Source organism: Streptomyces sp. NPDC055025 (genome assembly GCF_053608565.1).
The window spans coordinates 85,639-110,499 of record NZ_JBSGVS010000026.1; the positions used below are offsets into that span (position 1 = coordinate 85,639).

Sequence of the window (24,861 nt, forward strand, 5' to 3'; positions counted from 1 at the left end):
GGAGTGGCTGTCGTCGGGGCAGTGCTGGACGTGCTCTGTGACGAGCAGTCGCCCGTCGAGTGGACGGTCTCGGCGGATGTGCTGTGCAGGATCGGGGAACCCGCTCTCCTGCCCCTGGCACACGCAGCCGCGTCGGCGGACTCGCCTGAGATCGCGAGAAGAGCCGGGTGGGCGCTGGGACGACTGAAAGTGGACGATCCGGGGGCCTACGAGCCACTGCTGAATCATGCGCACCCGCGCGTCAGGAGCGACGCTCTCTTCGCCTTCCAGGTCCGCGGCGAGGCGGCAGCAAAGTTCGTCGACCGGCTGATCCCGTTGCTGGGAGACCCGGAGCCCGAGGTCCGCCGGCGAACGGTTTGGGCATTCCAGGCGATTGGTGCCGCAGCCGTGCCCGACCTGCGGCGCGTGCGTGGCCTGCCGGCGCCCGGCCCCAGGGTGCGGGCAGGTGCGCTGGAGGCTCTCGCCGCCATCGCGGTCCCCGACGGCCTCGGCTCTGAGGACCAGGACGCCTGGCGCCGGCTGACGAAGATCAAGCTTCTGGCCGAGGTCCCGGACGGCATGCACCTGTGCGGGTCCTGGTACGCGGTGCCCACCGAAGACCAGGACGCCGTACTCGAAGCGTTCGATCTCGGCAGCCCAGAGCCGGTCACGCTTCGAACCGGCGCGGCGGCCTGGAACCACGACCACCACATCTGGGACCGGACCCGCCCGCACGCCGCCTGCTCCCGCGTCTTCGTCAGTCCCGCTCTGGACGGCTGGACGCTCGTCTTCGGCCACTCCTCCCAGGACACCCACCGCATCGAGGACGCGGACGACCGGGATGAAGTCCTTTCCCTCGTGGTGAGCCAACGGTGCAGCGACCTCAGCCGCCGTTTCGGATCCGCCCAGTGGTACGGGATGAGCTGCGGTGACGACTGGACCGCCTGGTGCATCGCCGAAGGCGGTGAGATCTTGCGTCACTACGACGCGTACGACGCCGAGGAGGAAGACGGTGACGGGGAACCCCTGCACCCGGCCGAAGCCGGCTACCTCCTGCCGCATCAGGACGGCTTTCCCGAGGACGCTTTCGACGGTGTGAACCCCACAGATTCCGAGGCGTTCGCAGCCCGGTACCGCCAAGTCAAGGAAGACCTCCAGATCCCCGACACCTGCTATGCCAACGACATCGCGGCGCGGGTGTCGGTCGATCCTGGCGTACTGGGAGCGCATACCAGCACCTCAGGCCACGGAGTTGTCGCCCTCACCGCATGCGGCCGAGAACACGGCCACCCTGCCGGGGCGCTGCCCGCGTGACGCCGTCGTCTTCCGGGCGGGGAGCACCTACGCGTATCGGGTTCGGGAAACGATCTTCAGTGACTTGGGAAGCGATCTTCATTCGGTCTTGTGCGGTCCTGGTCAGAGGCACTTGTGAACACCCCACCGCACGACTGTTCTTGAGTCAGCTCAAGAACGGTGACGAGATCCCGTCCGATCGAAAGATCAGGCGGGATCTTCTGTTTCTCGCACGGTTGAGGCGACCTCCGGCAGCAGGTGGCGAGTCCGTACCGGCTCAGGAGGCGGGAGGTCAGCGGATTCGTACGGTGGCGCAGGTGAACGTCGTGTCCTGGAGTAGCGCTGGAGTGATGGCGATACCGGTCAGATGTTCTGCCAGCGCGAACGCCGCCTGCGGGGAGAAGTCCGTTTCCGGATCTTCCGCCTCAAGGTGGAAGCCGATCTGCCGCATGACGTCGAGGAGTTCGTCGGGCTCGGTGCCCCAGCGGTCCTCCGGGAACATGGGGTCGAAGCACAGTCGCAGCACCCGGTCCTCTGCCCAGAGGAACGTGCCGACGGCGTTGATGTTGGTGAAGTGAGAGATCCAGCTTGTTCCGGCGGAGGCCGGCAGCGCTTGTTCTTCGGTGACCCCGAGGTAGCCGTTGGGCTCGATCAGCAGTGTCCAGGTGCCCACGGTCGTCATGGCGACCAGCTGCCGGTCCTCCTTTCCCAGGTCGTACCGCGCGAAGGTGGCGTCGACAGCTGCGGCTATGCCTCGCAGGGGTGCCTCCGGACGTCCTCCGAGCCGGGACATCAGCTCAGCCGGCGACAGACCCCGCACCAGGGTGAAGCAGAACGCCTCGGCGATATCTGGAAAGTCGTCCTCGAACCACGCGTAGTCGGCTCCGGTCTTCGTCATGCCGTCCATCCTCGCCTCTGCGTCTGACAGCGAAGGACGTCCGGCGCCAGCGAGGTGGGAAACGATCTCCGCCGGTCCGTGGCGCGCCCCCTTGTGCGCCTGTGGTGTGTCTGTGCGCCGGGGCGTTGAGGTGAATTCGCCTTTGCGGGGCGCATGAGGCGCGGCACAGTGAGGGGGATCAAAAGGGGGAACAATATGACTACTCCAGCTGCGGACAACGGGAACGGCGTCGGGGACGATGACGTGCCGCATGTGCCGCGTCAGCCCGGTGAGCCGGATGATTCCGCCGGGGTTCCGGCGCCGTCGGCCGAGGAGCAGAACGCCGCCACCCGCTACATGTGCACCGGAGTGCGCCTCTACGAGGGCTTCGCGCGCACCGTGATGAACGAGATGACCAGGGAGCGGGTCAAGGCGCGGGCGCCCTCGTACGGAGTCGATCTCGACCAGGTACGCGAGCACGCCCAGGACTCGCTGCGTGATCTGCGGGAACGGGACCGGTATGTCGCCGCGGCGTTTCTGCTCTCCCTGGTCCTGGCGCCCGCCGCCACCGTCATCTACGTCCTTACGGCGGGAGTCATGGGCGGCGGCCTCCAGCAGCGGCTGCCCCTGAAGGGACGCCTCCCGGCCGGGTCGGCGGGTCACGCGTATCTGACCAAGCCCTCGGACTCGGTGGTCACGACCCTGCTGAGCCCGCTGTTCTTCCAGCTCCTGATGCTGTTCATCGCCTGCCTGATCGGCCAGAACGTGCTGTGGTCGGTGCCGAACACGGTCATCTCGTATCTGCTGAGCCTGGTGCTGCTGGTGGGGTGCCCCTGGTACTTCACCTACCGGCAGCGTGACGCGGCCTGGAAGGTGGTCAGGGAATGGCTGCGGCCCGGTTCCCAGCTCGTCGGCGGCGAGGCCGCCGATGACACCAATCTGATTGTCTATAGCGGTTTCTCGCCATTCGTCGGAGCCGGGGTACAGGCCAGCTCATGGTCGTTCGCCACCCGTCTGGTCCCGAAGGGCGCGACCCCGGGCAGCGCCGTGAAGCCGCCCCCGGTGCCGTTCGGATCGTCCGAGCTGGTGGAGCGGCTCAGCGCCGATCTGCTGGAGCTGCGCGCGCAGTCCCCGGTCTCCTCGGACGGTATCGCGGGCATGCGGGTGCGCGAGAAGGTCTTCGTGCACGGTTCCGAACTGCTGAACACCAAGCTGCTCCGCCGCGCCGAGATCTGGCCCGGCAGAGGGGCGGGAGCGGGCAGGAAGCGCCCCACCGACCAACTGCCCCAGAAGACCGTCGAGTCCGTACGCGGACGCATCGACGGCCCGGTCCGGCACTGTCTGTCCGTGCAGATCCGGAGCTGGGGCACGGATCTGGTCCTCACCGTCTTCGTGCAGGTCGCGGTGAACGGCGGGACGCTCTATCTCCAGACCGACACCAGGGTGCTGCCTCCGGTCAAGGAGGAGTTCCGGGTGGCCGACTCGCTCAGCGCCGTGGAGAGCGACGAGGAGAGATGGCGCAGGATGGGCGACGCGCTGCTCGCCGCCGGCCCGGTGTCGCTGACCTCCGTGCCCCATGTCATCGGGGAACTGGGCGCCGGCCGGAGGCTGGAGCGCTGGGAGGAGGAGCAGCGCTGGGCCATCCGCCACGACGCGCGGTACGACTACGGCGCGCGCCTCAGTCTGCGCGAGGTCGCCGCGTCCCCCAACTACCGCAACTTCTTCCAGTTCGTGGATGTGACCAGGGCGGGCAAGCAGGTCGAGCTCCAGGTGCTCGGCTCCGTCATGAACTTCCTCGCGGACCACGGCCTGGACACCAGCGACCTGGACGCCCGCAGGACGACGATCCTGAACAACGGCGTGATGATGTACGGCGGTTCCGTGACCGGCAGTATCGCCGCCGGAGCCGGGGCGGCGGCCACGAGCACAGGTCTCGCGGGCGGCGGTGGCGGCCGTGGCGCGGGCGGTGGACACGGCGCGGCGGGCCCGGCGGGCGCGGCGGCCTGATGGGACGGCGGAACCGGATCCGGCGGAATCGGATCACGCGTCGTACGGCATGTCGGACGAACGGGAAGGGTTTCCCATGGGCGAGGGCCCGCAGGTGAACGAAGGCATCGTGCTGAGCGGGAACGCGCAGGTGCACGGCAGCGCTCTGGCGGCGGGCCGGGGAGCGACGGCGACCACGCACCACACGGGCGCGGACGCGGCCACCGTGAGCGCCGAGGCCGTACGGGCGGCCCTGGAGACGATCGCCGAACTGAAGCGCCGTCTGGACGAACCCGCTCCGGGCGCGGGCACCGAGGCGGATACGGGCGCCGCGGCGGACGTGGAACTCTCCGTCGACCGGAGGCGGGAGGCCAGGGCGGCGGCGGTCGCGCTGGAGGAGGAGCTCACGGCCGGTGAGGTGGACCAGGAACGGGTCGCGGGGCGCCTGGAGCGGCTGCGTACCGCCGTGGGCAACGCGACGGCGCTGCTCGGCCTGGTGGCCTCCGCACAGGAGAGCATTCGGGCCATCACGGGCGGCTGATCACCGTCGGCTCATCATGGACGGTCCGGACCGGTCGATCCGGTACGGACCGTCCGAGCGGTCGCCGCGGTAGTGGGGAAATAAGTAAGTCTCGTACTGGGGAACGAAATTGAGGAAGTAATGGCCCGAAGAAGCCGTCGTATTCGCCCACTTGGGTGACACGGGCTCACGGAAATTCTCCGGAGGCCGCTACTGTGCCGGAACATGACCTCTACCAACGCCGCGTCGGGCCGCGCCCCATACGCGCCTCTGCTGGGCACCCTCTCGGTGATTCCCTGGACCAGCGATCCCTCCAGCAGCGAGCGCAACGCGCCTTTTCTGCTTGCCTATTCGCTGGGAGACGGCCGGGGCGGTCCTGAGGCGGGGGAAGAGGCGATGCGCGCGGTTCTCCATGAGATCGGACTGGATCCCGGCGGTGATCTGGTCGATGTCGCGAACGCGCCCCATGTCTCGATCAAGCTGTTGGTGGAGGCGGGGCAGGCCGTATTGACGATGCCGTATCTGAACGCCCAATGCCCCGTCCCGCCGGAATGGGAGCAGGACGCGCGGCAGTACGGTCAGGTCTATTTCCTGGTCGCCACCCGGCCCTGGGCGGACGGTACGCCGGGCAGGCCGATGAGCGAGGAGCGGCTGCGCGCCTTTGTCGGCGACGCGGACATGCTCGCGGGCGCCGCGCACTGTCTTGTGCCGGTCAGCAGTCTGCGCGGCTGAGGCGAAGCGGACATCATGACCACTGTATTGGCCCGTGGCCGTGGCTCATCGGCCGAGGAGACGCCCGACAGCGCCGGCGGGGTATGGGGCGGCACCCGGGCGTTCGCGCTGCTGCTGGTGATCACCGGTGGTGCGGGGCTGCTGGCCGCGTGGGTCATCACCCTGGACAAGTTCAAGCTGCTCGAAGACCCCGACTTCACCCCGGGGTGCAGTCTCAACCCCGTGGTCTCCTGCGGCAACATCATGAAGAGCGACCAGGCGTCGGTCTTCGGCTTTCCGAATCCGATGCTGGGACTGGTCACTTACGCCGTGGTGACGGGGATCGGTGCGGGACTGCTGGCCGGGGCGCGTTACCGGCGCTGGTTCTGGCTCGGGCTGAACGCGGGCACGCTCTTCGGCGTCGGGTTCTGCACCTGGCTCCAGTACCAGTCGCTCTACCACATCAACTCGCTCTGCCTCTGGTGCTCCCTGGCCTGGGTCGCCACCATCGTGATGTTCTGCTACGTCACGGTCCACAACGTCGAGCACCGGATCCTGCCCGCCCCAGCCGGTCTGCGCGGGGTGCTGAGCGAGTTCCACTGGGTGCCGCCCGTGCTGTGGACCGGTGTGATCGGGATGCTCATCCTGACCCGCTGGTGGGACTTCTGGACAAGCTGACCGCGGAGGTCCGGGCTGGGCTCATGGGCACGGAAGTCCGGGCCCTCGCGGGCCCGGCGGCTTCCGGCGGAAAAGTTCTGGAACAGATCTGGAACAGCTCCGGAAGAGATCCGGAAAGATCCTGGTCAGAGGCCCTTCAGAGGCCTTTTAGCGGCCCCGGGAGTCACTTGCCGAGCGAGAGCCCGCCGAGCAGCTTGCCGGCGTCCGCGACCGCGCCCGCTCCCTTGGCAACTCCCTTGCCCTTGCCCTTCGCCTTCCCCTTCCCCGCGCCCTTCTTGTTCAGTCCGTCCGTGGTCTTCTTCACCGCGTTGACGACCGAGCCCTCGTTCTCCGTGTCCAGCGCGTTGGTCTTGAGCGGCGAGCCGTCGCGCAGTCCGTGGCTGGCCACGGCGTCCAGAGCGCCGTTCAGGCTGGCGGGGGTGAGGGGGGCATCGGCGGCGAAGGCAGGGGCGGCGGCACCCAGAGCCAGGACGGAACCGGCGACGACCGCGGCGATCTTCATGGGCTTCATAGGGGGAATCCTTCTCTCAGCGGTGGTCGGATGACGGGACAACTCTCGTTTCACACAGGCCTCTTGGGGTTTTCCCGGAGTGGCCTCGTCATGAGTAACGATTCCTCGGCGCGGCGGAAACCCCGTCAGATGCGAATTCTGGACGGGCCACTCGAATGAAGGGGACCCGCGCGTTCCTCGTATCGAATGCGCCTCCGAGTCGTTGAGGGCGAAGATCCTCGGAACTCGGCACTCCTCGGAGTACTCCTCGGAACACAGCAGAAGAGCCGCTCCGCCCCCGAAGGGACGAGCGGCTCTCGCGTGTTTACGTCTCAGGCGATGACGGCTGCGGTCAGTGGTTGACGCAGACGTTCCCGAAGGACGGGTTGAGCAGACCGATGATGTCGATCGTGTTGCCGCAGACGTTCACGGGCACGTGGAGCGGAATCTGGATGACGTTGCCGGACAGGACGCCCGGGGAACCGACAGCCGCGGCCTGCGCGTCGGCGTCGGCGAAGGCGACGCCGGAGGTGCCGGCGACAGCGGCGGCGGCCGCGGTGGAGAGAACAACAGCCTTGGCGATACGCGACATGGAGAAGCGCTCCTCGGTCGTAATGAGATGGCATAAGCGCCGGGCGCGTTTGCCCGACTTATGCATCAACGCCTGACTGGGCCATCGGTTGCGCACCCGAATGAGTGACGCTCCCCCAGGAGCGCGCCCCGGTCTGGTACCGGGGGAGTACCCGGGCGGCCGTACCCCGGAGTGTTCTTGTACGGTCAGCGCTTTTCAGCGCGTCTGACGTGATTTTCACTCCGCCCTCTGTAAAGGTGCCTTCTTGTTTAAAGGTGCCTTCTTGTTTCGGTCTTCGAGACGGAGAGCTGTATGCGGAATTCGGCGGTTCTTTCTGTGAGACGCGGTTGGCTGTGCGGCCTGCTCTCTCTCGCGGTGGCGGCGGTGGCTTTTTCCGCCGCACCGGTGACCGGGGCGGGGTCCGAGGCGGATTCCCGTATTCCCTTCGGCAGGCGCTATCACGTGGTACAGCACGGGGGGATCGCGAGGGCGGCCAATTCGGCGATCTCCTGCCGGACCGTGACAGCGAAAACCCCTTCGAGGTGTGTGTCCGCCCGCGCCGGTGGCGCCGCGGGCAATCAGAGGTTCGAGATGTCCTACACGGATGTCGACAAGGACCCGAACACCTACAACTCCACCCGGGCCCGGCTCCGGCTCCCGGCGGGCTCCCGGGTCAGTTACGCGCGGCTCTACTGGGGCGGGAACCTGCGGGTCGGAGAGCAGAAGCCGCCCAGGGACAACGGCCGGGTGCTCTTCGCCGAACCGGGCGGGCGGTACAGGTGGGTACACGCGGACACGAGGACCGGCCACCGTAAGGGCGGTGGCGCGGACGCCTTCCAGGCGTCGGCGGATGTGACGCCCCTCGTCAGGACCAGCGGTCCAGGGATGTACACCGTGGCGCAGGTCAATGTCGCCATGGGACGTTCCGCGGTCGGCGCCTGGGGCGGCTGGAGCCTGGTCGTCGCCTATCAGAAGCGCGGCGCCCCGCTGCGTCATCTCTCGCTCTGGGACGGATTCGAATCGCTCACCTCGGAGCGGGCGAAGGCGGGTATCGATGTCGGCAAGCTGCGTGTGCGCCGGGGCGCCGCCGGGCGGCTGGGAGTCGTCGCGTACGACGGGGACCGGGGGATCACCGGTGATTCGCTTACCGCGCAGACCAATCGCGGTAAGCGGGTGAGACTCTCCAACAAAGCCAATCCGTCAGATGATGTGATGAATTCCAGTATTACGGAGTTCGGTGCGCCACAGATTGAACGACAACCTTCTTATACGAACACTCTTGGCTATGACGCGGACGTGTTCGACCTGCGTGGTGCTTTTGTCTCTGGCGGTGATCGGCTTAGCGTTCGATTCAGCAGTAAGCGTGACTCCGTCTGGCTGGGTGCGTTTTTCGTAGAGGCGGAAGTACGGAGTTGACGCCGGGCGTGTTCAGCCCGCTCCAGAGATCGCTTTCCTGTAGTGACGAGTGGAAAGAGTTGCGCGTGCAGGCACAACGGCGCCGTTCCGGGACCGGCTTCACAGCACTCCATCTCGTTCAGCCGGTCGACGGCGGAGTGGCCCGCGTGGTCCTTGATCTGGTCGGCGCACAGGTGGGCGCCGGAGTCCGTGTCGCCGTCGCCTGTCCCCCGGAGGGCCCGCTCGCCGAGGCGGCGGCCCGCCGGGGGGCCGAGGTCCATGTCTGGCGGGCGGGCCGCAGCCCAGGACCGGGACTGCTGGACGAGGTACGGCAGGTCGGGCGGCTGGTCGGGCTGATCCGCCCCGATCTGCTCCACGCCCACAGCGCCAAGGCCGGCCTCGCGGGACGGCTGGCCGTCCGGGGCCGGGTGCCCACCGTCTTCCAGCCGCACGCCTGGTCGTTCGAGGCGGTCGGCGGGGTGACCGGCCGGCTGGCCAGACACTGGGAACGGTGGGCGGTCCGGTGGACCGACCGGGTCGTCTGCGTCAGCGAGGCCGAGCGGCGCACCGGTGAGCGCGCCGGGATCCACGCCTCCTGGTCCGTCGTCCACAACGGGGTCGACGTCGGACGGTTCGGGGGCGGTCACGGAAACGGGAACGCCGGTGGAAACGCCCGCGGAGCCGCGCCGGACGGCGCACCACCCGGGCGCGCGGGCAGCACACACCCCGGTGCCACGGACACCGCGCTCTCCGAGAGCGCCGCGGCCCGTGCCTCCCTTCCCCTGCTCGCCGCGCTGGAGCCGACCGCTCCCGTCGTGGTGTGCGTGGGACGGCTGTGCAGGCAGAAGGGGCAGGACATCCTCCTGCGGGCCTGGCAGCCGGTCGTACGGCAGTTGCCGCAGGCACGGCTCGTGCTCGTCGGTGACGGTCCCGACGCCGACACGCTGCGCGCCACCGCCCCGCCGTCGGTGCTCTTCGCGGGAGCCGTACCGGACACCGCGCCCTGGTACCGGGCGGCGGATCTGGTGGTCCTGCCGTCCCGCTGGGAGGGCATGGCGGTGGCCCCGCTGGAGGCCATGGCCAGCGGCAGGACCGTCGTCCTGAGCGATGTGGACGGGGCCCGCGAGAGCCTGCCGCCCGGCCGCGAAACCCTCTGTCTCACCCCGCCCGAGGACCCGCCCGCGCTGGCCGCCGCCGTGAGCACCCTGCTCCGCGACGGATCACTGCGCGAAACCATCGGCCGCCAGGGCCGGCAGCACGTACTCAGCACCTATGACGTGCGGCAGACCGCGCAGGCCATCGCGGACGTGTACCGCGAAGTCGCCGCCGTGCCGCGCCCCGAGCGCAGGGAGCCGATCCCCCAGTGACCACGGAAAGCACCAGCGTGCCGCCGCCGTCCGGGCCCGCCAGGGCGACGGGACAGGCCGCCAGGGCCACGGGACAGCGCCTCGGGCGCGTCTCCGTCGCCCCTCCACGGGAAACCCCCGACCGCGTCGCACTGCCGCCACGGCGGCCCGCGGGCGGACCGCCCCGCCCCGGGCCGGCGCTGCTCGTGGTGGACGCGCTCGCCGCCGTACTGTCCGTCACCCTCCTCGGCGAGGAGCGGCGCGACACCGTCCTCGCCGTCCAGCTCGTCGTCTGGGTGACCGCGCTGAACGCGCTCGGCGGGCTCTACCGGCCCGGCGTCATCCCCTCGGCGCTGGACCGACTGCCCGCGCTGGCCGCCCGGGTCGCCGCCTCGTGGTGCGCCGCCGCGGCCGTACTCGCCGCGCTCCTGCCCACGCGCACCCTGGACATCACGACGCTCCTCGGCGGCGCCGTCGTCCAGCTCGCCCTGGCGTGCGGCGGACGTTCACTCGTCCACGCCCGCCGGCGCGCGACGGCGCGCGACCGGCCGCGGTCCGCGCTGGTCGTCGGTACGGGCATGGCGGCCCGGCGGCTGGCGGCGCTGCTCCTCCAGCATCCCGAGTACGGACTGCGGCCCGTCGGGATCGTCGCCCCCGGCCAGGACGACGGCGCGAACGGCGGGCGCGGCGGTGGCGGTGGTACGGACGTCCCCGCGCTGCCGGTGCTGACCTCCACCGAGGGGATCCACCGGGCCATCATCCAGAACGGTGTCCAGGAGGCGCTGTTCATCGGCACCGGCCACGGCGACCCCGGTCCGGGCTCCGGCTCCGGGCCAGGCGCGCGTCCCGGTGCCGGTCCCGGCGACTACCTCGATTCCGCGTTCGGCGATCCGGCGTTCGCGGGACCCGGGTTCGGCGGCTCCCGCGAGGGTACGGAGCGGTCCCCCCTGGTCGCGCTGTTCCACGAGTACGGCTGTGCCACCTCGTTCATCGGCGCGGGCCCCTGGGACACCACCGCCCCGGCCCCCGGCATGGGACAGCATCTGTGGGGATTCGCCTGGCGCCGGGTGGAGGCGCCGGCCGCGCGCCGCCGCGGCACGGTCGCCAAACGCCTGCTGGACGTGGCGCTCGCGGTGCCCGTCCTGCTGGCGATCTCGCCGGTGCTGCTGATCTGCGCCCTGGTCGTACGGTTCGGCGACGGCCCCGGTGTGCTCTTCCGCCAGGAACGGATCGGCCAGAACGGCCGCCCCTTCACCCTGCTGAAGTTCCGTACCCTGCGTCCGGCCGACGACCACGAGGCCGCCACCCGCTGGAACATCGCCAACGATCTCCGGCTGAGCCCGGTGGGCGGCTTTCTGCGCCGTACGTCGCTGGACGAGCTGCCCCAGCTCTGGAACGTACTGCGCGGTGACATGAGCCTGGTCGGCCCCCGGCCCGAACGCCCCTTCTTCGTCGCCAACTTCAGCAAGACCCACCCCGGCTACGCGGCCCGCCACCGGATGCCCGTCGGTATCACCGGACTGGCACAGGTCCACGGGCTGCGCGGTGACACCTCCATCGAGGACCGGTCCCGGTTCGACAACCACTACATCGACCACTGGTCGCTCTGGCAGGACGTGTGCATCCTGCTGCGGACCGCGGTCTCGCTGGTCCGTCCGGCGGGAAGCTGATGACCGCCGACGCCCTCGGCGTCCCGCTGCCCGCCGCCCGCCGCCCGCGACGGGCGGCCCCGGCGGGTCCGGCGGGCCGGGCCGGCTCCTGGCGGCGGTTCTCACAGCGGTACGCGCCGGTGCTGCCGGCCGTGGCGGTCGTCGCGCTGATCGCCGTACCGACGGCTCCGGCGGGGGACGGCTCCGCCGGGTCGGGAAGCGTCGCGGACGCGGCCTCCGCGCTGCTCGTCGTCTACTGCCTGGTCCGGGTGCTGCGCGAGCGGGCCCGGCCGCTGACCCGGACCGCCGCGCTGGTGCTGGGACTTCCGGTGCTGGGACTGACCGTCGCCGCGCTCACCGCGCACGAACCCGCGGCCACCCTGCCCGGTCTGGCGCGCTATCTCCAGATCTTCGTGCTGGTGCCGGGCGCGCTGCTGCTGCTGATCCGCGACCGCGCCGACTTCCGGCTCGTCGCCGGGGCCGTCGTCGCTCTCGCGCTGGCGCAGGGCTCGATCGGCGTCGCCCAGTATCTGACCGGCACCGGCGCCTCGTACATGGGGGAGAACATCCGCGCGGTCGGCACCTTCGGCGCCACCGACGTCATGGGCATGGCCACGGTCGTCGCGTACGGACTGGTCATCGCGGTCGGCTTCGCGCTGGCTCCGGTGCCCGCCGTACGCGGTCCCGGCGACGGTCCCGGCCCGGGGCGCGTCGACGGTCCCGGCGTGCGGGGTCCCGCTCGTGTCGACGGTCACGGTGTACGGGGGCCCGGCGGGCAGCGGGCCGTCGCGCTGGTCTGCGCCGGGCTGCTGACCGTACCGCTCGCCCTGTCCTTCAGCCGTGGCGCCTGGATCGCCACGGCCGCCGCCGTCGTCGTCCAGCTCACGCTCTCCGGGGCGCGCAGGGCGGCCGTGGTCGCGCTCTCCGCCGGTGCGCTCGGAGTGGTCCTCGTCGGCGGACTCGGCATCGGCTCGCAGATGATCGGCGAGCGCCTCGACAGCATCACCCAGGTCGCCGACGCGCCCGACCAGTCCGTCGCCGACCGCTACATGATGTGGGCCGCCGCCACCGACATGTGGCGGGAGCGGCCGGTCACCGGCGTCGGGCTGAAGGGCTTTCCCGCCCACCGCGACAGCCACGCCTCCCTGGGGCTCTCCTCGGGCAGCGACACGGCGGGGGCGGGCCTCGGCTTCCAGCGTCAGCCGCTGCTCTCCCCGCACAACATGTATCTGCTGGTGCTCAGCGAACAGGGGGTGCTGGGGATCACGGCCCTGGCGGGAAGCTGGGCCGCGCTGCTCGTCCTCGCACTGCGCGGACTGCCCGGTCCGCGCCGTTCGCGCGACGGACACCGGGGCCGCGACGGACACCGGGGCCACGGAGGACACCGCGGCGGCGACTGCGCCCTCGCCGTTGTCGGACTGCTGGTCTGGCAGTTCGTGGACTTCAGCTACGCGGACATCGGCGGGCCGTCCACCGTGCTGACGGCCGTGATGTTCGGACTGGCCGCGTGGTGGGCGCTGGGTCCGGCCCGGGGCCGGGACCGTGATCGTGAGACCAGGAGCGGGGCTGCCTCCGCGTGACCGATACGAGGCAGCCCCTGCCCGCGGTACCCCCGCCCTCGCCCCCGGTGTCCCCGTCGCCCTCCTGCGCGCGGACCCCTTCGGAGGCCCCTCCCGGGACCTCCGCGCCGGAGCCGTCACCCGCGCCGGAGCCGGCACCCTCGTCGCCGGAGCCTTCGCCGTCCTCGCCGCCGGACTCCCGGGAGGGTTCCGGGGCGCGCGGCGCCTTCTCCTCCGGGCGGTTCCTGGCACGGGCCGCGTTCCTCACCGCCCTGCTGACCGCCGCCGGGGCCCTCCTCGGTCTCGTCCGCGACCAGACCATCGCCCATCTCTACGGCGCGGGTCCCGACACCGACGCCTTCCTCGTCGCCTGGACCGTCCCCGAGGTCGCGGCCACGCTCCTCATCGAGGACGCCATGGCCCTGATCCTCGTACCGGCCTTCAGCCTGGCGCTGGCCCGCAGGACCGCCGGGCCGCCGCGCGGGCAGGACCCCGTACTGCTTCTCCTGCGGACGACCCTGCCCAGGCTCTGTCTCGCCCTCAGCGCGGGCGCGGCCCTGCTGATCGCCGCCGCGCCCTGGGTGGTGGCCGTCCTCGCGCCCGGTCTGCCCGAACCGCGGCTGGCCGTCGACTGCACCCGGCTGACCGCGACCTGCGCCTTCACCTTCGGCATGGCCGGGTACTGCAGCGCGGCACTGCGCGCGCACGGCAGTTTTCTCGCACCCGCGATGATCTACGCCGTCTACAACACCGCCATCATCACGACGATGCTGGTGGTCACCGACCGATGGGGGGTACGGGCCGCCGCCGCCGGGGTCGCCCTCGGCGGGGTGCTGATGGTGCTCGTCCAAGTGCCGTTCCTCTGGCGCAGACTGACGGAGCGCCGGCCCGTCGCCGACAGCGCCGCGAAGGGCGAGGGGAGCGGACCGCCCGTCACGCTCGCCCTGCTCGCGCCCGTCGTCGTCTTCGCGCTCAGCAGGCAGTCGCAGGTCCTCATCGAGCGGTTCCTCGCCGCGCCGCTGCCCGCCGGTGCCATCTCGCATCTCAACTACGCGCAGAAGGTCGCGCAGATCCCGATGACGCTCTCCATGATGCTGTGCACCGTCACCTTCCCGGTGATCGCACGCGCCATGGCGGCGGGGGAGACCGACCGGGCGCGGCGGCGGGTCGAACGCGATCTCGCGCTCGCCGGGATGATCGTGCTGGTCGGCGCGGCCACGGTGATCGCCTGTGCGCCGCAGATCATCGAAGTGCTCTTCCAGCGCGGCGCCTTCGACCGGGCCGACACGGCGGCGACCGCCGATGTGATGCGGGTCTACGCGCTCGGTCTGCTCGGCCACACCCTCGTCGGGGCGCTGGTGCGCTGCTACTTCTCCGCCGCGCGCCCGCTCTGGTTCCCCGCGCTCGCCATGCTCACCGGGCTCGCCGTGACCACGGGCGCGGGCGCCCTGCTCGTCGGCGTCTGGGGCGTGCTCGGTATCGCCGCGGCCAACGCCCTCGGCATCACGCTCACCGCCGCCCTGATGCTGCACGGCGTCGGCCGCCACAGCGTGCCCGTCGACATCCGCTCCATGACCGGCGGACTGGTCAAACTCAGCTCCGCCGCCGCGGCGGCCACCGGCTCCGGCTGGCTCTGCGGAAACCTCATCCCCTCACCCGTACTGGGCGCCACGGCGGCCTGCGCGGCCGTCGCCGCCGTGTTCCTCGTCATCGCCCGCGCCCTTCAGGCGCCCGAGATCGACACCCTCCTCCGCCCCCTCACACGAAAGCTCGCACATGCCCGCTGACACGGTGTCCCCAGGCCCCTTGTGGGCAGCCATGTACCACTCCGTCGCCGACACCGCCGACGACCCCTATCAGGTGACCGTCTCACCGGCCAGGCTCGAACGGCAGTTGCGCTGGCTGAGCCGGCGCGGACTGACCGGCGTCGGTATGGAGCGGCTGCTGCGCGCCCGCGCCGAGGGCCGCGGCGCCGGACTCGTCGGACTCACCTTCGACGACGGATACGCGGACTTCCTGGAGCGTGCCGTACCGCTGCTGCACGCGTACGGCTTCACCGCCACGGTCTTCGTCCTGCCCGGCCGTCTCGGCGGTACGAACGAATGGGACAGGCTCGGCCCCCGTAAGCCCCTGCTCACCGCGGACGGCATCCGCGAAGCCGCCGCGTCGGGGATGGAGATCGGCTCCCACGGACTGCGCCACACCGATCTGACCAGGGCCGACGACACACTGCTCGCCGCCGAGACCGGGCGGAGCAGGGAGCTGCTCCGAGCCCTTACCGGCGCCGAGGTGAGCGGCTTCTGCTATCCGTACGGCACGGTCGACGCCCGGGTCGTCGCGGCCGTACGGGACGCCGGTTACACCTACGCCTGTGCCATCAGCCCCGGCGCGCTGACCGGGATGCTCGCCCTGCCCCGGGTCCATGTCGGCGAGCGGGACACCGGAGCGCGGCTGCTTCTCAAACGGCGGCTGCACCGCTGGCGCCGCGAGCCCGTCCCGGCCGCGGAGTACGCCGTGTACGCCGACGCCCTGGTCGGCACGGGCGGGAGGACGGGACCGTGAGAGTGCTGCACATCATCACCGGCCTCGGAATCGGCGGCGCCGAGCAGCAACTGCGGCTCCTGCTGAGCCGGCTGCCGACCGAGAGCGAGGTCATCACCCTCACCAACCCCGGTCCGGTCGCCGAGGGGATCGTCGCCGACGGCGTCCCCGTCACGGATCTCGCCATGACGGGCAACAAGGACCTCGGCGCGCTGCCCAGACTGACCAAGCTGGTCAAGCAGGGGCGGTACGACCTGGTGCACACCCATCTCTACCGGGCCTGTCTGTACGGACGGTTCGCGGCCCGTCTCGCGGGCGTACGGACCATCGTGGCCACCGAACACTCCCTGGGCGCCGTTCAGATCGAGGGCAGACAGCTCTCCACCGGCGCCCGCGCGCTCTATCTCGCGGGCGAGCGACTCGGCACCGCGACGGTCGCCGTCTCCGCCACCGTCGCGCGCCGGCTGGAGCGCTGGGGGGTGCGCCACGACCGGATCCATATCGTGCCCAACGGCATCGACGTCGGACGCTTCGGCTACGACGAGAGCGCGCGCCGCGCCGCCCGGAGCCGTCTCGGGCTGCCGCAGGACGCCTTCGTGGTGGGCGGTGTCGGACGGCTGACCCCCAGCAAACGCTTCGACACGCTCGTACGGGCCGTCACCGAACTGCCGGGCGCCAGACTCCTCCTGGTCGGCGATGGACCCGAGCGGGAGCGGCTGCGGCGGCTGGCACGGCGGCGGGGAGCGGCCCATCGGATCCTGCTGCACGGCGCCTGTGAGGATCCGCCGCGGATCCATCCGGGGGCGCGGGGCGGGGACTTCGGAGGATCATCGGAGAAGTCGTCGACCGCGCCGTCGACCGGGCCTTCGGACGGATTGCCGGACGGATCGCCGGACGGGTCGCCGGACGGGTCGCCGGGAAGGCCGTACCTCGGGGCCGATCTGCCGTCCCTGCTCGCGGCCATGGACGTCTTCGTGTCCACCTCCTACGACGAGGCCTTCGGACTCGCCGTCGTCGAGGCGCTCGCGGCCGGACTGCCGGTGCTCCATGTCACCTGCCCCGCGCTGCACGACCTGCCGGCCACCGACGCCCCTGGAGCACGGCAGATCAGCGGTTCCGTGCCCGAACTGGTCGCCGATCTGCGGCGGTTCGAGGAGACGGGTCCGCGCCGGCTGCCCGTGCCCAGGGCGGCGCGCCATTACGACATCTCCCACAGTGCCGAACAACTGATGACGGTGTACGGGCATGCCGTGCGCGGTACGGCCCCCACCCGAGAGGTGAGTTGATCATGAACCAGTCGAGTCCTCCGCGGCGCCGGGCCGCGCGGCGCATTCCGGCGTCGGCGAGGCTGAAGGCGCTGCCCGTCTGGGGGATCGTGCCGGCGGCGGCGCTGGCCGGGGCGCTGGCCGGGGGCGCGTACGGACTGCTCCGTACCCCCGAGTACATGGCCACCAGCTATGTCCTGGTCGTACCGACGGAGAAGTCCGACCCGGCCGCGGCCCTCGGATTCGCGACGGCGTACGGACGGATCGCCTCCCAGGTGGCGCTGCTCGGTGACGCGCCGGTCTGGTCCGGGGTGTCGGTGGAGACCCTCAAGAAGAATGTGCGGACGGCCACTTCGCCGGACGCTCCGATGATCTCCGTGACGGCGACCTCGTCCGAGGCGGCCACGGCCGTGAACATGGCGGACGGCGTCGCGCGCTCCCTGGTCGTCAACGGCACCCACTTGCAGGGCAGTACGAACGTACGGGTGCTCCAGTTCTCCCGGGCGGTCGAGCCGACCGGTCCGGTCTCGGCGTCCCCGCCCCTGGCGGCCCTGGTCGGCGCGAGCGCGGGCGGGCTGCTCGGCGGGCTCGGTCTGCTGGTCAGGCCGAGGCGGCGGGCCGAGCAGGTCCATGTGACCGTCCCGGGCCCGGCGACGGCATCCCAACCACAGCCGGAGACAGTCTGATGCACACAGAATCGAGACGGGCGACCGGAATGCCCTCGGCGGCGGCCCGCACGCGCTCCGCCGCCGCGCCCTCCGCGTCTTCCGCGTCCCCCCTGCCCTCCGCCCCCCTCCCCTCTTCTTCCTCCCTCCCCTCTTCCTCCCCGTCGGCACCGTCCGCCTCGTCCGTCTCCGGGTCGGTGTTCACCACGGAGGTGTGCCGGGACATCGGCCGCTTCGCCGCGCTCGGGCCCGACTGGCACACGCTGCACCGCCGCTCCCGTAACGCCACCCCGTTCCAGAACCACGCCTGGCTGCACTCCTGGTGGGTGTCGTACGGCACGCCCGGCCGGCTGCGGGTCGTGCTCGTACGGCGGGCCGGACAACTGGTCGCGGCGGCGCCGCTGATGCTGGTCCACCGCCCCGTCCCCGTCCTCGTACCGCTCGGCGGGACCATCTCCGACTTCTCCGACGTCCTGCTGGACGACCGCTGCCCCGAGGCCGCGGCGGCCGCGCTGGCCAGGGCTCTGCGGGAGGTGGCCCGTACGGCGGTGATCGATCTGCGGGAGGTACGGCCGGGCGCCGCGGCGGAACGTGTCGTCGCCTGCTGGAGCGGACCGCGCCGGCAGCTGGCCGACTCGGTCTGTCTGGAGCTGCCCGCCGTTCCCATGGACGAGCTGCTCGGCAGGCTCGCCTCCTCGCGTGCCCAGCGCTTCCGCGCGAAGCTGCGCAAGCTGGACTCGCTCGGTATCGACGAGCGGGTGGTGCCCGAGGAGGAGATCCCGCTCGCGGTCGCACGGCTGCTGGAACTGCACCGGCTCCAGTGGCAGGGCCGCGGGGTCACCGCCGAGCATCTCAGCACGCGCTTCCACAACCATCTCAGCCGTTCGGTACGGGCGATGGCCGGGTACGGCGACGCGCGCGTGACCGAGTTCCTGCTGGCCGGGGAGGTGCTGGCGGCGGATCTCACCCTGATGTCGGGGACGCTGGCGGGCGGCTATCTGTACGGGGCCGATCCCGGGCTGCGCGCCAGGAAGGTGGATGTGGCCACCATGCTGCTGCGGAGCGGGGCGCGGCAGATCGGCGGGAGCGGACGCACCACGCTGAGCATGCTGCGCGGCAACGAGCCGTACAAGCACCACTGGCGCCCGGAGACCGTCCGCAATCAGCGCTATCTGCTCTCCCGGCCCTGTCTGGAGCCTTCGCTGCGGCTGCTGATCGGGCACGCGGCGGCCCGGGGGCGGGCCGCCGCGCTGGTCAAGCGGATGCGCCGGGACTGAGCCTCAGGAGCCGAGCCTGCGCCACCAGGTGAGAGGGAGGCAGACCTTGCCGCCGAGCCATCCCTCGATCCAGGGACCGAGGTCCATCGGCGTACAGACCGGCGGACGGGCGGGCAGCCCGGCCGGCACGGGCGTGGGGCCCGACACGGGTCCGACGGCCGGTGCCGGGGTGGGCGTCGGGACGGGCGTCGGGACGGGAGCGGGCTCCGGCGCGGCCGGCTCCGGCGCGGGCGTCCCGGAGGTCCCGGGGGACGCCGGGGTCGGCGTCGGAGTGGGTGTGGGTGCCGGAGTGGGTGTCGCTGTGGGTGTCGGCGCCGGTTCCGGCACCCGGCCGTAGAGCATGGACCGGTACACCTTCGACGACTCGGGATTCTCCTCGCACTGCCACACGCCGTGCGGACAGTAGTCGGTGACGGTGTTGTAGAGCGGTTTGTACGTGTCGATCCACTGGAGCATGCGTCGCATGTATTCGGGGTTGTCACCGTTACGGAAGAGGCCCCACTCCGGATAGGAGATCACCTTTCCATGCGCGGCGGCGAAGTTCACATGGTGCCGGAGTCCGAAGGGCTCGTCGACCTGTTCGTCGAAGGTCCGGCCCGGCGGCTGGTCGTACGAGTCCATGCCCATGATGTCCACGTAGTCGTCGCCCGGATAACACGCCGTCCAGGGAATGTCGTCCAGCCCCCGGTTGGGCGCGAAGTCGAAACGGAATTTCTGTCCGGGCACCGCGCGCATGGCGGTGACGATGCGCTGCCAGTATCTCCGCCACGCCATCGGGGCGGGTCCGCAGCGATGGGTGTACGTGTCTCCGTTCATCTCCCAGCCGAGCACGATCACCGTGTCCGGGACACCGAGGCGGACGAGGCGCCGGGCCAGGGTGGTGAAGTGTCCGTCGTACAGACCCGCCGCGCCCTTGAACAGCTCACGGCGGACATGCGAGTCACGTACCCGGTCCTCGGTGTGCTCCAGCATGGGGACGTTGAGCACGAACATGCGGTTGTCCCTGGCCTTTCGCCATGCGGCCCAGTCCGCCAGGAATTCCGGGGCGCCCTCGATGTTGGACCACACGTCCCCCGGCAGATAGCTGTGCCCGACCCGCAGTTCCGTACCGCCGAGCCATTTCTGCATGGCGGCGATGCGCTCGACGCCTTTCGGGCCGAAGTCGAGATACGCGCCTGTCGCGGGGGCGGATGCCTGTGGAGGCCTGTGGCCGGACACCGTGTCCGGATCGTTCGCGTCACCCGGAGCGGACAGCGCCGTGCCCGAGGAAAGGAGACCGGCCATGACCACACCCAGACACGTGGCGGTCAGCCGTCGACGTCGATGGGACATATACAAGCTCCTTGCGAGTTGAGCTCTCTTCCGTGGCCGCGAGCCGTGGTCACGCTCCTTCAAAAGTATTTCTAATGAGCCGAACGAGAACCCGGCCTGGCGTTCTAGTAGTCCGTTCGTGAATTTCATCCCCCGCTTGGGCCATCGAATTGAAGGACACCACTGTGCCGAGCTTTGACACCCGTGTTCCCGCCGTACTCATGAGGCTCGACCAGAACCCCTTCCACCACGGGACGCTGGGCGCCGTCCGGTCTCTCGGCCGGGCCGGGATCGAGGTGCACACGGTGGTCGAGGCCGCGCGCGGCCCCGTCGGGCACTCCCGCTATCTGCGCCGCACACACCCAAGACCCGACGGCTGCCGGGATCTGGCGGAGATTCAGCGACTGCTGGTCCAGGTCTCCGACCGGCTCGGGAGGCCGGCCGTGCTGATCCCCATGGACGATCTGAGCGCCATCACCGTCGGACAGCTCCAGTCCTGTCTGACCGGCCGTTACCTGCTGCCTGAACAGCCGTCAGGACTGCCGGAGCGGGTCGCGGACAAGGCGGAGCTGGTGGGTATCTGCCGGGACCTCGGCATCCCCCATCCGAGGACGGTGATCCCCGGCTGCGCGGCGGAGGCGGCGGACGCCGTCCGCTCGCTCGGACTGCCGGTCATCGCGAAGTGGAGCAGGCCCTGGCTCCTTCCCGAGGCGGCCGGGCTGCGCAGCACCGTGCTCGTACGCTCCGCCGACGAGGCCCGTGAGCTGTACGGACGCAGCGCCGAGGCGGGCAGCGGACTGCTCCTCCAGGAGTTCCTGCCGTACGGCCGGGGACTGGACTGGTTCTTCCACGGATACAGCGGCTCCGGAGGCGAGTGCCTGGTCGGGGCGGCCGGGCGCAAGGAGAGATCCTGGCCGGTGGGGGCCGGGCTGACCGCGGTGGGCACCTGGCTGCCCAATCCGGCCGTGGAGCGGACGGCCCGTCAGATGGTCTCCGCGCTCGGCTACCGCGGGATCCTCGATCTCGACTTCCGCCGTGACACCGCGACAGGCGCCTACCATCTCCTCGACTTCAACCCCCGGCCCGGCGCGCAGTTCCGGCTCTTCACCGACCGCTCGGGCACGGACGTCGTACGGGCGCTCCATCTCGATCTCACCGGCCGGGCCGTCCCCGTACAGGCCGCGGCGCACGGCAGGACCTTCGTGGTGGAGAACTACGCGCTGCTGTCGGCCCTCTCCGTGCTGCCCTCCGGCCGCGCGCGGGGCGCCGGACGCCTCGGGCACGACGGCGCGCACACCGTGGGCGCGGACGGGCGCGGCGGGGCGGCGGACCGGTCCATGACCATGGAGGCCGCGTGGTTCGCGCTGGACGATCCGCGGCCCGCGTACGCCATGGCCGTCGCCTTCGGGCTGCACGCGGTACGCAGGGGCCGGAACGGGCTGGGCCGGGTGCTCGGGGGTATCGCGACCGACCGGCGCAGGGGTGACTCCGGGCGTCACGATCCCGCGCTGCCGAGGACGACTCCCGTGCTCAGGCGCGGACGCAGCCCGGCCGGTTCCGTCCGGGGCGTCCCCGTGTCGCAGCGGCCCTGATTCCGGCATGACCGGCATGGCCGGTCCGACCGGCCCGGCCTCGGAGCGCGTCCCCGACGGACCGTCACCTACCGCACAGATCCAACCGATCACCACGACAGACACCACGACTGACCATCCCGGCACAGAGAGCGGAACACATTGATGTACGACCTGGTAGTGGTGGGCGCAGGCCCCTATGGACTCTCCATCGCCGCGCACGCCGCGGCGGCCGGACTCGATCTGCGGGTCTTCGGCAGGCCGATGGCCTCATGGCGGGACCACATGCCCCCCGGGATGTATCTGAAATCCGAACCGTGGGCGTCGAATCTCTGCGATCCGGCGGGCGCGTTCGGTCTGGCCGACTACGCGGCCACGCAGGGGGTGGAGGTACGGCACGGCGTTCCGCTGCCGGTCGGCTTCTTCGCCTCGTACGGACTCTGGTTCGCGGAGCGCGCGGTCCCGCCCGTCGACGAACGCATGGTCACGGCCGTCCAGCCCGTCCTGGGCGGATTCCGGCTCTCCACCGAGGACGGCGAGAGTGTGCTCGCCCGTACGGTGGCGCTCGCGGTCGGGGTGATGCCCTTCATCGACATCCCCGCGCCTCTGCACGCGCTCACCCGCGAGCAGGTGACGCACAGCAGTCACCACGCGGATCTGACGCGCTTCGTGGGGCGGGACGTGACCGTCATCGGCGCGGGCCAGGCGGCTCTGGAGACCGCGGCCCTCCTCGCCGAACAGGGCACCACCGTCAGGGTGGTGGCCCGCTCCGGCCGGCTGAACTGGAACACCCTGCCGCCGCCCCTGGACCGCCCCGTCAGGGAGACGGTCCGTATGCCGCACACCGGACTGGGCTGCGGATGGAAGAACTGGCTCTACGCGGAGACCCCGGGCCTCTTCCGGCGGCTGCCCGCCCCGACCCGGGCGCGTGTCTTCACCTCGGCGCTGGGACCGGCGGGCGCGTGGTGGCTGCGGGAGCGGTTCGAGCCGGCGGTGGATGTCAGGCTGGGTGAGAGTCTGGCGAGCGCGGACCTGATGGACAACGGCGGGGTACGGCTCGAACTGGTCGCCACCACCGGCCGGGTGCAGACCGTGGAGACCGACCATGTCATCGCCGCCACCGGATTCACCCCGGGGCTGGAACGGCTCGGTCTGCTCGGCGGCGAACTGCGGGCCGCGCTGGCGACGGTCTCCCCCAGCACCGCGCCCGAGGCGAGCCCGCTCTTCGAGTCCTCGCACCCGGGGCTCTTCGTGGCCGGGCTGCTGAGCGCGCCGTCGTTCGGCCCCTCGATGCGCTTCGTGTACGGCGCCGCGTATACCGCCGAGCGGCTGGTACGGGGGGTGCGGCGGCGGCTCGGATCGCGCGGCGGGTCGCTCGGTACGGTCCGGCAGCGGCAGGCGTCGCCCGCGGCGGAGCCGATGTCGGCGACGGCCGGGAAGTCCCTGCTGACCTGAAGCGATCAGCGACCTGACGCGGCGTCAGGGCCTGCTCGTCCAGGTCCGCCGGCCGGGAGGATCCGCCGCGATTCTCCCGGCCGGCCGGATACGTCGGCGTCCGCGGTCAGTCGATGTCAGACACGGGCGGGCGCGGTGCTGCGCCGGTACAGGATCCCGCCGCCGAGCAGCAGACCCATGCTCATCGCCGCCATGCCGAGCAGACCGGCGTCACTGCCGGTGGAGGCGAGTTCCGTGACGTTCGCGGGGGACCCGGGCCGGGAGGGCGTGGCCGGAGGGACCGTGTCGGGAATGACCCTGTTCCCCGGGGGTGCGTGCGGAGCGGGCGGTGTGATCCCCGTGCCGCCGGGCGGCTCCTCACCTCCGGGGGTCCCGGGCGGCTCCTCGCCTCCGGGAGTCCCGGGGGTCTCCTCACCTCCGGGGGTCCCGGGGGTCTCCGGGCCAGTGGGCGTTCCGGGGGGCTCCGGCAGCGGGTGCGCGGGGATCCCGGGGGCCGTCATCGGCGCGCCGTTCTCACACCGGTTGGCGAACGCCGGGTTGAGGACGCCGATCAGATCGGCGGAGTTGCCGCAGAGGTTCAGCGGAATGTGGAGCGGTGCCTGGACGACATTGCCCGAGCCCACACCCGGCGATCCCTTGGCGATGGCACTGGCGGCGGCGCCGGTGCCCACGGCCTCCTGCCGGGGGTGCCCTTCCGTGCGGGGGTGCGTCTCGTGCCGCCGCGGTGCGTGGGCGGGCGTGTCCTCCGGGGCGGCCACCGGGGCGTGGTCCGGCCCCTGAGGGGCGGACGGCGTCCGGTCGTCCTGCCGCTGCGGCGCCAGGGGTGCCTGGTGCGCGGGGTGGGACGGGGGTGCCTGGCGGGACGGGTGCGACGAGGTCCGCTCGTGCGCCGCCGAGTGTCCCGGCCGGCCCGACGCATTGCCACAGCCGTTGCCGAAAGCGGGATTGCCCACTCCGACGACGTCGACGGTGTTCCCGCAGACATTGACCGGGACCTCAATGGGTGCCTGGACATTGTTGCCCGAGAGCACACCCGGTGATCTGGCGGCCACCCCGTCGCTCTCCACCGCGATGGCATAGCCACCGCTCAGGGACAGCACGCTCGACGCCGCCGCGGCGGTGAGCAGCCCTTTGCTGATGAGGTCTCGCATCTATCTCTTCTCCTCCTGCTGTGACATCGGGGCCGACCGAGACCGGTCCCGAAGCAGGGGAACCCCGCGCTTCGGGACCGGACGGACAACGTCAGTTGTTGAAGCAGACGTTGCCGAAAGCGGGGTTCAGTACACCGATGACGTCGATGGTGTTACCGCACAGGTTGATGGGTACGTGAATGGGAATCTGAAGGACATTGCCCGAGAGCACGCCGGGAGAACCGACTGCGACGCCCTCGGCTTCGGCATCGGCCATGGCAGGAGCCGCGGCGCCCATCGTCATGAGCAGACCTGCGACGACTGTTGCGGCCTTCTTGCATTTCATCGTGAGCCCTTTCCGCAGCGGCGTTCCCGTCCGCACGACTGTCGTGGCACGCGAGCATCGAATTCTCCGCTCCTGCGTCCGCTGCTGGAACACCAACGAGTTGGCCCTTGGCGAGGAAACTGTGCTGTTTTACGGCCTTCTCCGGTTCACTCGATTGCCGCGTGAAGGTATTCGGGATTTTCGTTTCTGCATAAAAAGGGGCCGTTCGTGGAATACGGCGACGGGCCGGCCGGGGCGTCGTTGCCC

At 70.9% G+C, this 24,861-nt stretch carries 22 protein-coding genes; 16 read left to right on the forward strand and 6 right to left on the reverse strand.

The window, feature by feature from the left end; genetic code table 11:
- Window positions 1-3: 3 nt before the first annotated feature.
- Window positions 4-1,293, forward strand: coding sequence for a HEAT repeat domain-containing protein (locus ACWGDX_RS18025; RefSeq protein ID WP_453626627.1), 1,290 nt, complete (start codon window positions 4-6; stop codon window positions 1,291-1,293).
- Between the two features lie 271 nt (window positions 1,294-1,564).
- Here the strand turns inward: ACWGDX_RS18025 and ACWGDX_RS18030 are convergent, their stop codons facing one another.
- Window positions 1,565-2,170 carry a DUF6461 domain-containing protein gene (locus ACWGDX_RS18030; RefSeq protein WP_453626628.1) on the reverse strand — a complete coding sequence of 202 codons (606 nt, stop codon included), beginning with the start codon at window positions 2,168-2,170 and terminating at the stop codon, window positions 1,565-1,567.
- Between the two features lie 195 nt (window positions 2,171-2,365).
- On the opposite strand from ACWGDX_RS18030, the gene ACWGDX_RS18035 reads away from it, so the two are divergent.
- From ACWGDX_RS18035 to ACWGDX_RS18050, 4 genes are all read left to right on the forward strand, one after another.
- Complete coding sequence (locus ACWGDX_RS18035; protein WP_453626630.1) at window positions 2,366-4,156, forward strand: hypothetical protein; 1,791 nt, start codon at window positions 2,366-2,368, stop codon at window positions 4,154-4,156.
- A gap of 76 nt (window positions 4,157-4,232) precedes the next feature.
- On the forward strand, window positions 4,233-4,676 hold the full coding sequence (locus tag ACWGDX_RS18040; protein WP_453626632.1) for a hypothetical protein: 444 nt from the start codon (window positions 4,233-4,235) through the stop codon (window positions 4,674-4,676).
- 204 nt (window positions 4,677-4,880) lie between these two features.
- Window positions 4,881-5,387 (forward strand): DUF5949 family protein, encoded by a 507-nt coding sequence (locus tag ACWGDX_RS18045; RefSeq protein ID WP_453626634.1) that lies wholly within the window; start codon window positions 4,881-4,883, stop codon window positions 5,385-5,387.
- A gap of 15 nt (window positions 5,388-5,402) precedes the next feature.
- Complete coding sequence (locus tag ACWGDX_RS18050; protein WP_453626636.1) at window positions 5,403-6,044, forward strand: vitamin K epoxide reductase family protein; 642 nt, start codon at window positions 5,403-5,405, stop codon at window positions 6,042-6,044.
- A 163-nt stretch (window positions 6,045-6,207) separates the two neighbouring features.
- Here ACWGDX_RS18050 and ACWGDX_RS18055 read toward each other — a convergent pair whose 3' ends face one another.
- On the reverse strand, window positions 6,208-6,555 hold the full coding sequence (locus tag ACWGDX_RS18055) for a hypothetical protein (RefSeq protein ID WP_453626638.1): 348 nt from the start codon (window positions 6,553-6,555) through the stop codon (window positions 6,208-6,210).
- Window positions 6,556-6,886: 331 nt separating this feature from the next.
- On the reverse strand, window positions 6,887-7,126 hold the full coding sequence (locus tag ACWGDX_RS18060) for a chaplin (RefSeq protein ID WP_453626639.1): 240 nt from the start codon (window positions 7,124-7,126) through the stop codon (window positions 6,887-6,889).
- A 570-nt stretch (window positions 7,127-7,696) separates the two neighbouring features.
- Between ACWGDX_RS18060 and ACWGDX_RS18065 the strand changes: the two genes are divergently transcribed.
- The 9 genes from ACWGDX_RS18065 to ACWGDX_RS18105 all read left to right on the forward strand — a co-directional run bounded on the left by ACWGDX_RS18065 (window position 7,697) and on the right by ACWGDX_RS18105 (window position 18,802).
- Window positions 7,697-8,521 (forward strand): DUF3344 domain-containing protein, encoded by an 825-nt coding sequence (locus ACWGDX_RS18065; protein ID WP_453626641.1) that lies wholly within the window; start codon window positions 7,697-7,699, stop codon window positions 8,519-8,521.
- A gap of 65 nt (window positions 8,522-8,586) precedes the next feature.
- Complete coding sequence (locus ACWGDX_RS18070) at window positions 8,587-9,867, forward strand: glycosyltransferase (protein ID WP_453626643.1); 1,281 nt, start codon at window positions 8,587-8,589, stop codon at window positions 9,865-9,867.
- Window positions 9,864-11,516, forward strand: coding sequence for a sugar transferase (locus ACWGDX_RS18075; RefSeq protein ID WP_453626645.1), 1,653 nt, complete (start codon window positions 9,864-9,866; stop codon window positions 11,514-11,516). Before ACWGDX_RS18070 ends, ACWGDX_RS18075 begins: the two co-directional genes overlap by 4 nt.
- Window positions 11,516-13,075 carry an O-antigen ligase family protein gene (locus ACWGDX_RS18080; protein WP_453626647.1) on the forward strand — a complete coding sequence of 520 codons (1,560 nt, stop codon included), beginning with the start codon at window positions 11,516-11,518 and terminating at the stop codon, window positions 13,073-13,075. Before ACWGDX_RS18075 ends, ACWGDX_RS18080 begins: the two co-directional genes overlap by 1 nt.
- Window positions 13,072-14,841, forward strand: a complete 1,770-nt coding sequence (locus ACWGDX_RS18085) for a lipid II flippase MurJ (protein ID WP_453626649.1) — start codon at window positions 13,072-13,074, stop codon at window positions 14,839-14,841. The genes ACWGDX_RS18080 and ACWGDX_RS18085 overlap by 4 nt, the downstream gene beginning before the upstream one ends.
- Window positions 14,831-15,616 carry a polysaccharide deacetylase family protein gene (locus tag ACWGDX_RS18090; protein ID WP_453626651.1) on the forward strand — a complete coding sequence of 262 codons (786 nt, stop codon included), beginning with the start codon at window positions 14,831-14,833 and terminating at the stop codon, window positions 15,614-15,616. Before ACWGDX_RS18085 ends, ACWGDX_RS18090 begins: the two co-directional genes overlap by 11 nt.
- Window positions 15,613-16,881, forward strand: a complete 1,269-nt coding sequence (locus tag ACWGDX_RS18095) for a glycosyltransferase (protein WP_453626653.1) — start codon at window positions 15,613-15,615, stop codon at window positions 16,879-16,881. The genes ACWGDX_RS18090 and ACWGDX_RS18095 overlap by 4 nt, the downstream gene beginning before the upstream one ends.
- Window positions 16,882-16,883: 2 nt before the next feature.
- On the forward strand, window positions 16,884-17,546 hold the full coding sequence (locus ACWGDX_RS18100; RefSeq protein WP_453626655.1) for a lipopolysaccharide biosynthesis protein: 663 nt from the start codon (window positions 16,884-16,886) through the stop codon (window positions 17,544-17,546).
- 176 nt (window positions 17,547-17,722) lie between these two features.
- Window positions 17,723-18,802: a GNAT family N-acetyltransferase gene (locus ACWGDX_RS18105; RefSeq protein ID WP_453626657.1), complete on the forward strand. Its 1,080-nt coding sequence runs from the start codon at window positions 17,723-17,725 to the stop codon at window positions 18,800-18,802.
- Window positions 18,803-18,805: 3 nt separating this feature from the next.
- On the opposite strand, the gene ACWGDX_RS18110 is transcribed toward ACWGDX_RS18105, so the two are convergent.
- Window positions 18,806-20,134: a glycoside hydrolase family 26 protein gene (locus ACWGDX_RS18110; RefSeq protein WP_453626659.1), complete on the reverse strand. Its 1,329-nt coding sequence runs from the start codon at window positions 20,132-20,134 to the stop codon at window positions 18,806-18,808.
- 164 nt (window positions 20,135-20,298) lie between these two features.
- On the opposite strand from ACWGDX_RS18110, the gene ACWGDX_RS18115 reads away from it, so the two are divergent.
- Window positions 20,299-21,705: a carboxylate--amine ligase gene (locus tag ACWGDX_RS18115; protein ID WP_453626661.1), complete on the forward strand. Its 1,407-nt coding sequence runs from the start codon at window positions 20,299-20,301 to the stop codon at window positions 21,703-21,705.
- A gap of 144 nt (window positions 21,706-21,849) precedes the next feature.
- A complete protein-coding gene (locus ACWGDX_RS18120) occupies window positions 21,850-23,139 on the forward strand; it encodes an NAD(P)-binding domain-containing protein (protein ID WP_453626663.1) in 1,290 nt (429 codons plus the stop codon).
- 116 nt (window positions 23,140-23,255) lie between these two features.
- On the opposite strand, the gene ACWGDX_RS18125 is transcribed toward ACWGDX_RS18120, so the two are convergent.
- The gene (locus ACWGDX_RS18125; RefSeq protein ID WP_453626665.1) at window positions 23,256-24,290 is read right to left on the reverse strand and encodes a chaplin family protein; all 1,035 of its coding nucleotides are present in this window, start codon (window positions 24,288-24,290) and stop codon (window positions 23,256-23,258) included.
- Window positions 24,291-24,381: 91 nt separating this feature from the next.
- Window positions 24,382-24,615: a chaplin gene (locus tag ACWGDX_RS18130; protein ID WP_453626667.1), complete on the reverse strand. Its 234-nt coding sequence runs from the start codon at window positions 24,613-24,615 to the stop codon at window positions 24,382-24,384.
- Window positions 24,616-24,861: the final 246 nt, after the last annotated feature.

What these genes read in the sequence shown, in the direction of transcription:
- ACWGDX_RS18030 (WP_453626628.1), bottom strand. Translation starts at nt 2,170, where the DNA reads ATGACGAAGACCGGAGCCGACTACGCGTGGTTCGAGGACGACTTTCCA.
- ACWGDX_RS18035 (WP_453626630.1), top strand. Translation starts at nt 2,366, where the DNA reads ATGACTACTCCAGCTGCGGACAACGGGAACGGCGTCGGGGACGATGAC.
- ACWGDX_RS18040 (WP_453626632.1), top strand. Translation starts at nt 4,233, where the DNA reads ATGGGCGAGGGCCCGCAGGTGAACGAAGGCATCGTGCTGAGCGGGAAC.
- ACWGDX_RS18045 (WP_453626634.1), top strand. Translation starts at nt 4,881, where the DNA reads ATGACCTCTACCAACGCCGCGTCGGGCCGCGCCCCATACGCGCCTCTG.
- ACWGDX_RS18050 (WP_453626636.1), top strand. Translation starts at nt 5,403, where the DNA reads ATGACCACTGTATTGGCCCGTGGCCGTGGCTCATCGGCCGAGGAGACG.
- ACWGDX_RS18055 (WP_453626638.1), bottom strand. Translation starts at nt 6,555, where the DNA reads ATGAAGCCCATGAAGATCGCCGCGGTCGTCGCCGGTTCCGTCCTGGCT.
- ACWGDX_RS18060 (WP_453626639.1), bottom strand. Translation starts at nt 7,126, where the DNA reads ATGTCGCGTATCGCCAAGGCTGTTGTTCTCTCCACCGCGGCCGCCGCC.
- ACWGDX_RS18065 (WP_453626641.1), top strand. Translation starts at nt 7,697, where the DNA reads ATGTCCTACACGGATGTCGACAAGGACCCGAACACCTACAACTCCACC.
- ACWGDX_RS18080 (WP_453626647.1), top strand. Translation starts at nt 11,516, where the DNA reads ATGACCGCCGACGCCCTCGGCGTCCCGCTGCCCGCCGCCCGCCGCCCG.
- ACWGDX_RS18090 (WP_453626651.1), top strand. Translation starts at nt 14,831, where the DNA reads ATGCCCGCTGACACGGTGTCCCCAGGCCCCTTGTGGGCAGCCATGTAC.
- ACWGDX_RS18100 (WP_453626655.1), top strand. Translation starts at nt 16,884, where the DNA reads ATGAACCAGTCGAGTCCTCCGCGGCGCCGGGCCGCGCGGCGCATTCCG.
- ACWGDX_RS18110 (WP_453626659.1), bottom strand. Translation starts at nt 20,134, where the DNA reads ATGTCCCATCGACGTCGACGGCTGACCGCCACGTGTCTGGGTGTGGTC.
- ACWGDX_RS18120 (WP_453626663.1), top strand. Translation starts at nt 21,850, where the DNA reads ATGTACGACCTGGTAGTGGTGGGCGCAGGCCCCTATGGACTCTCCATC.
- ACWGDX_RS18125 (WP_453626665.1), bottom strand. Translation starts at nt 24,290, where the DNA reads ATGCGAGACCTCATCAGCAAAGGGCTGCTCACCGCCGCGGCGGCGTCG.
- ACWGDX_RS18130 (WP_453626667.1), bottom strand. Translation starts at nt 24,615, where the DNA reads ATGAAATGCAAGAAGGCCGCAACAGTCGTCGCAGGTCTGCTCATGACG.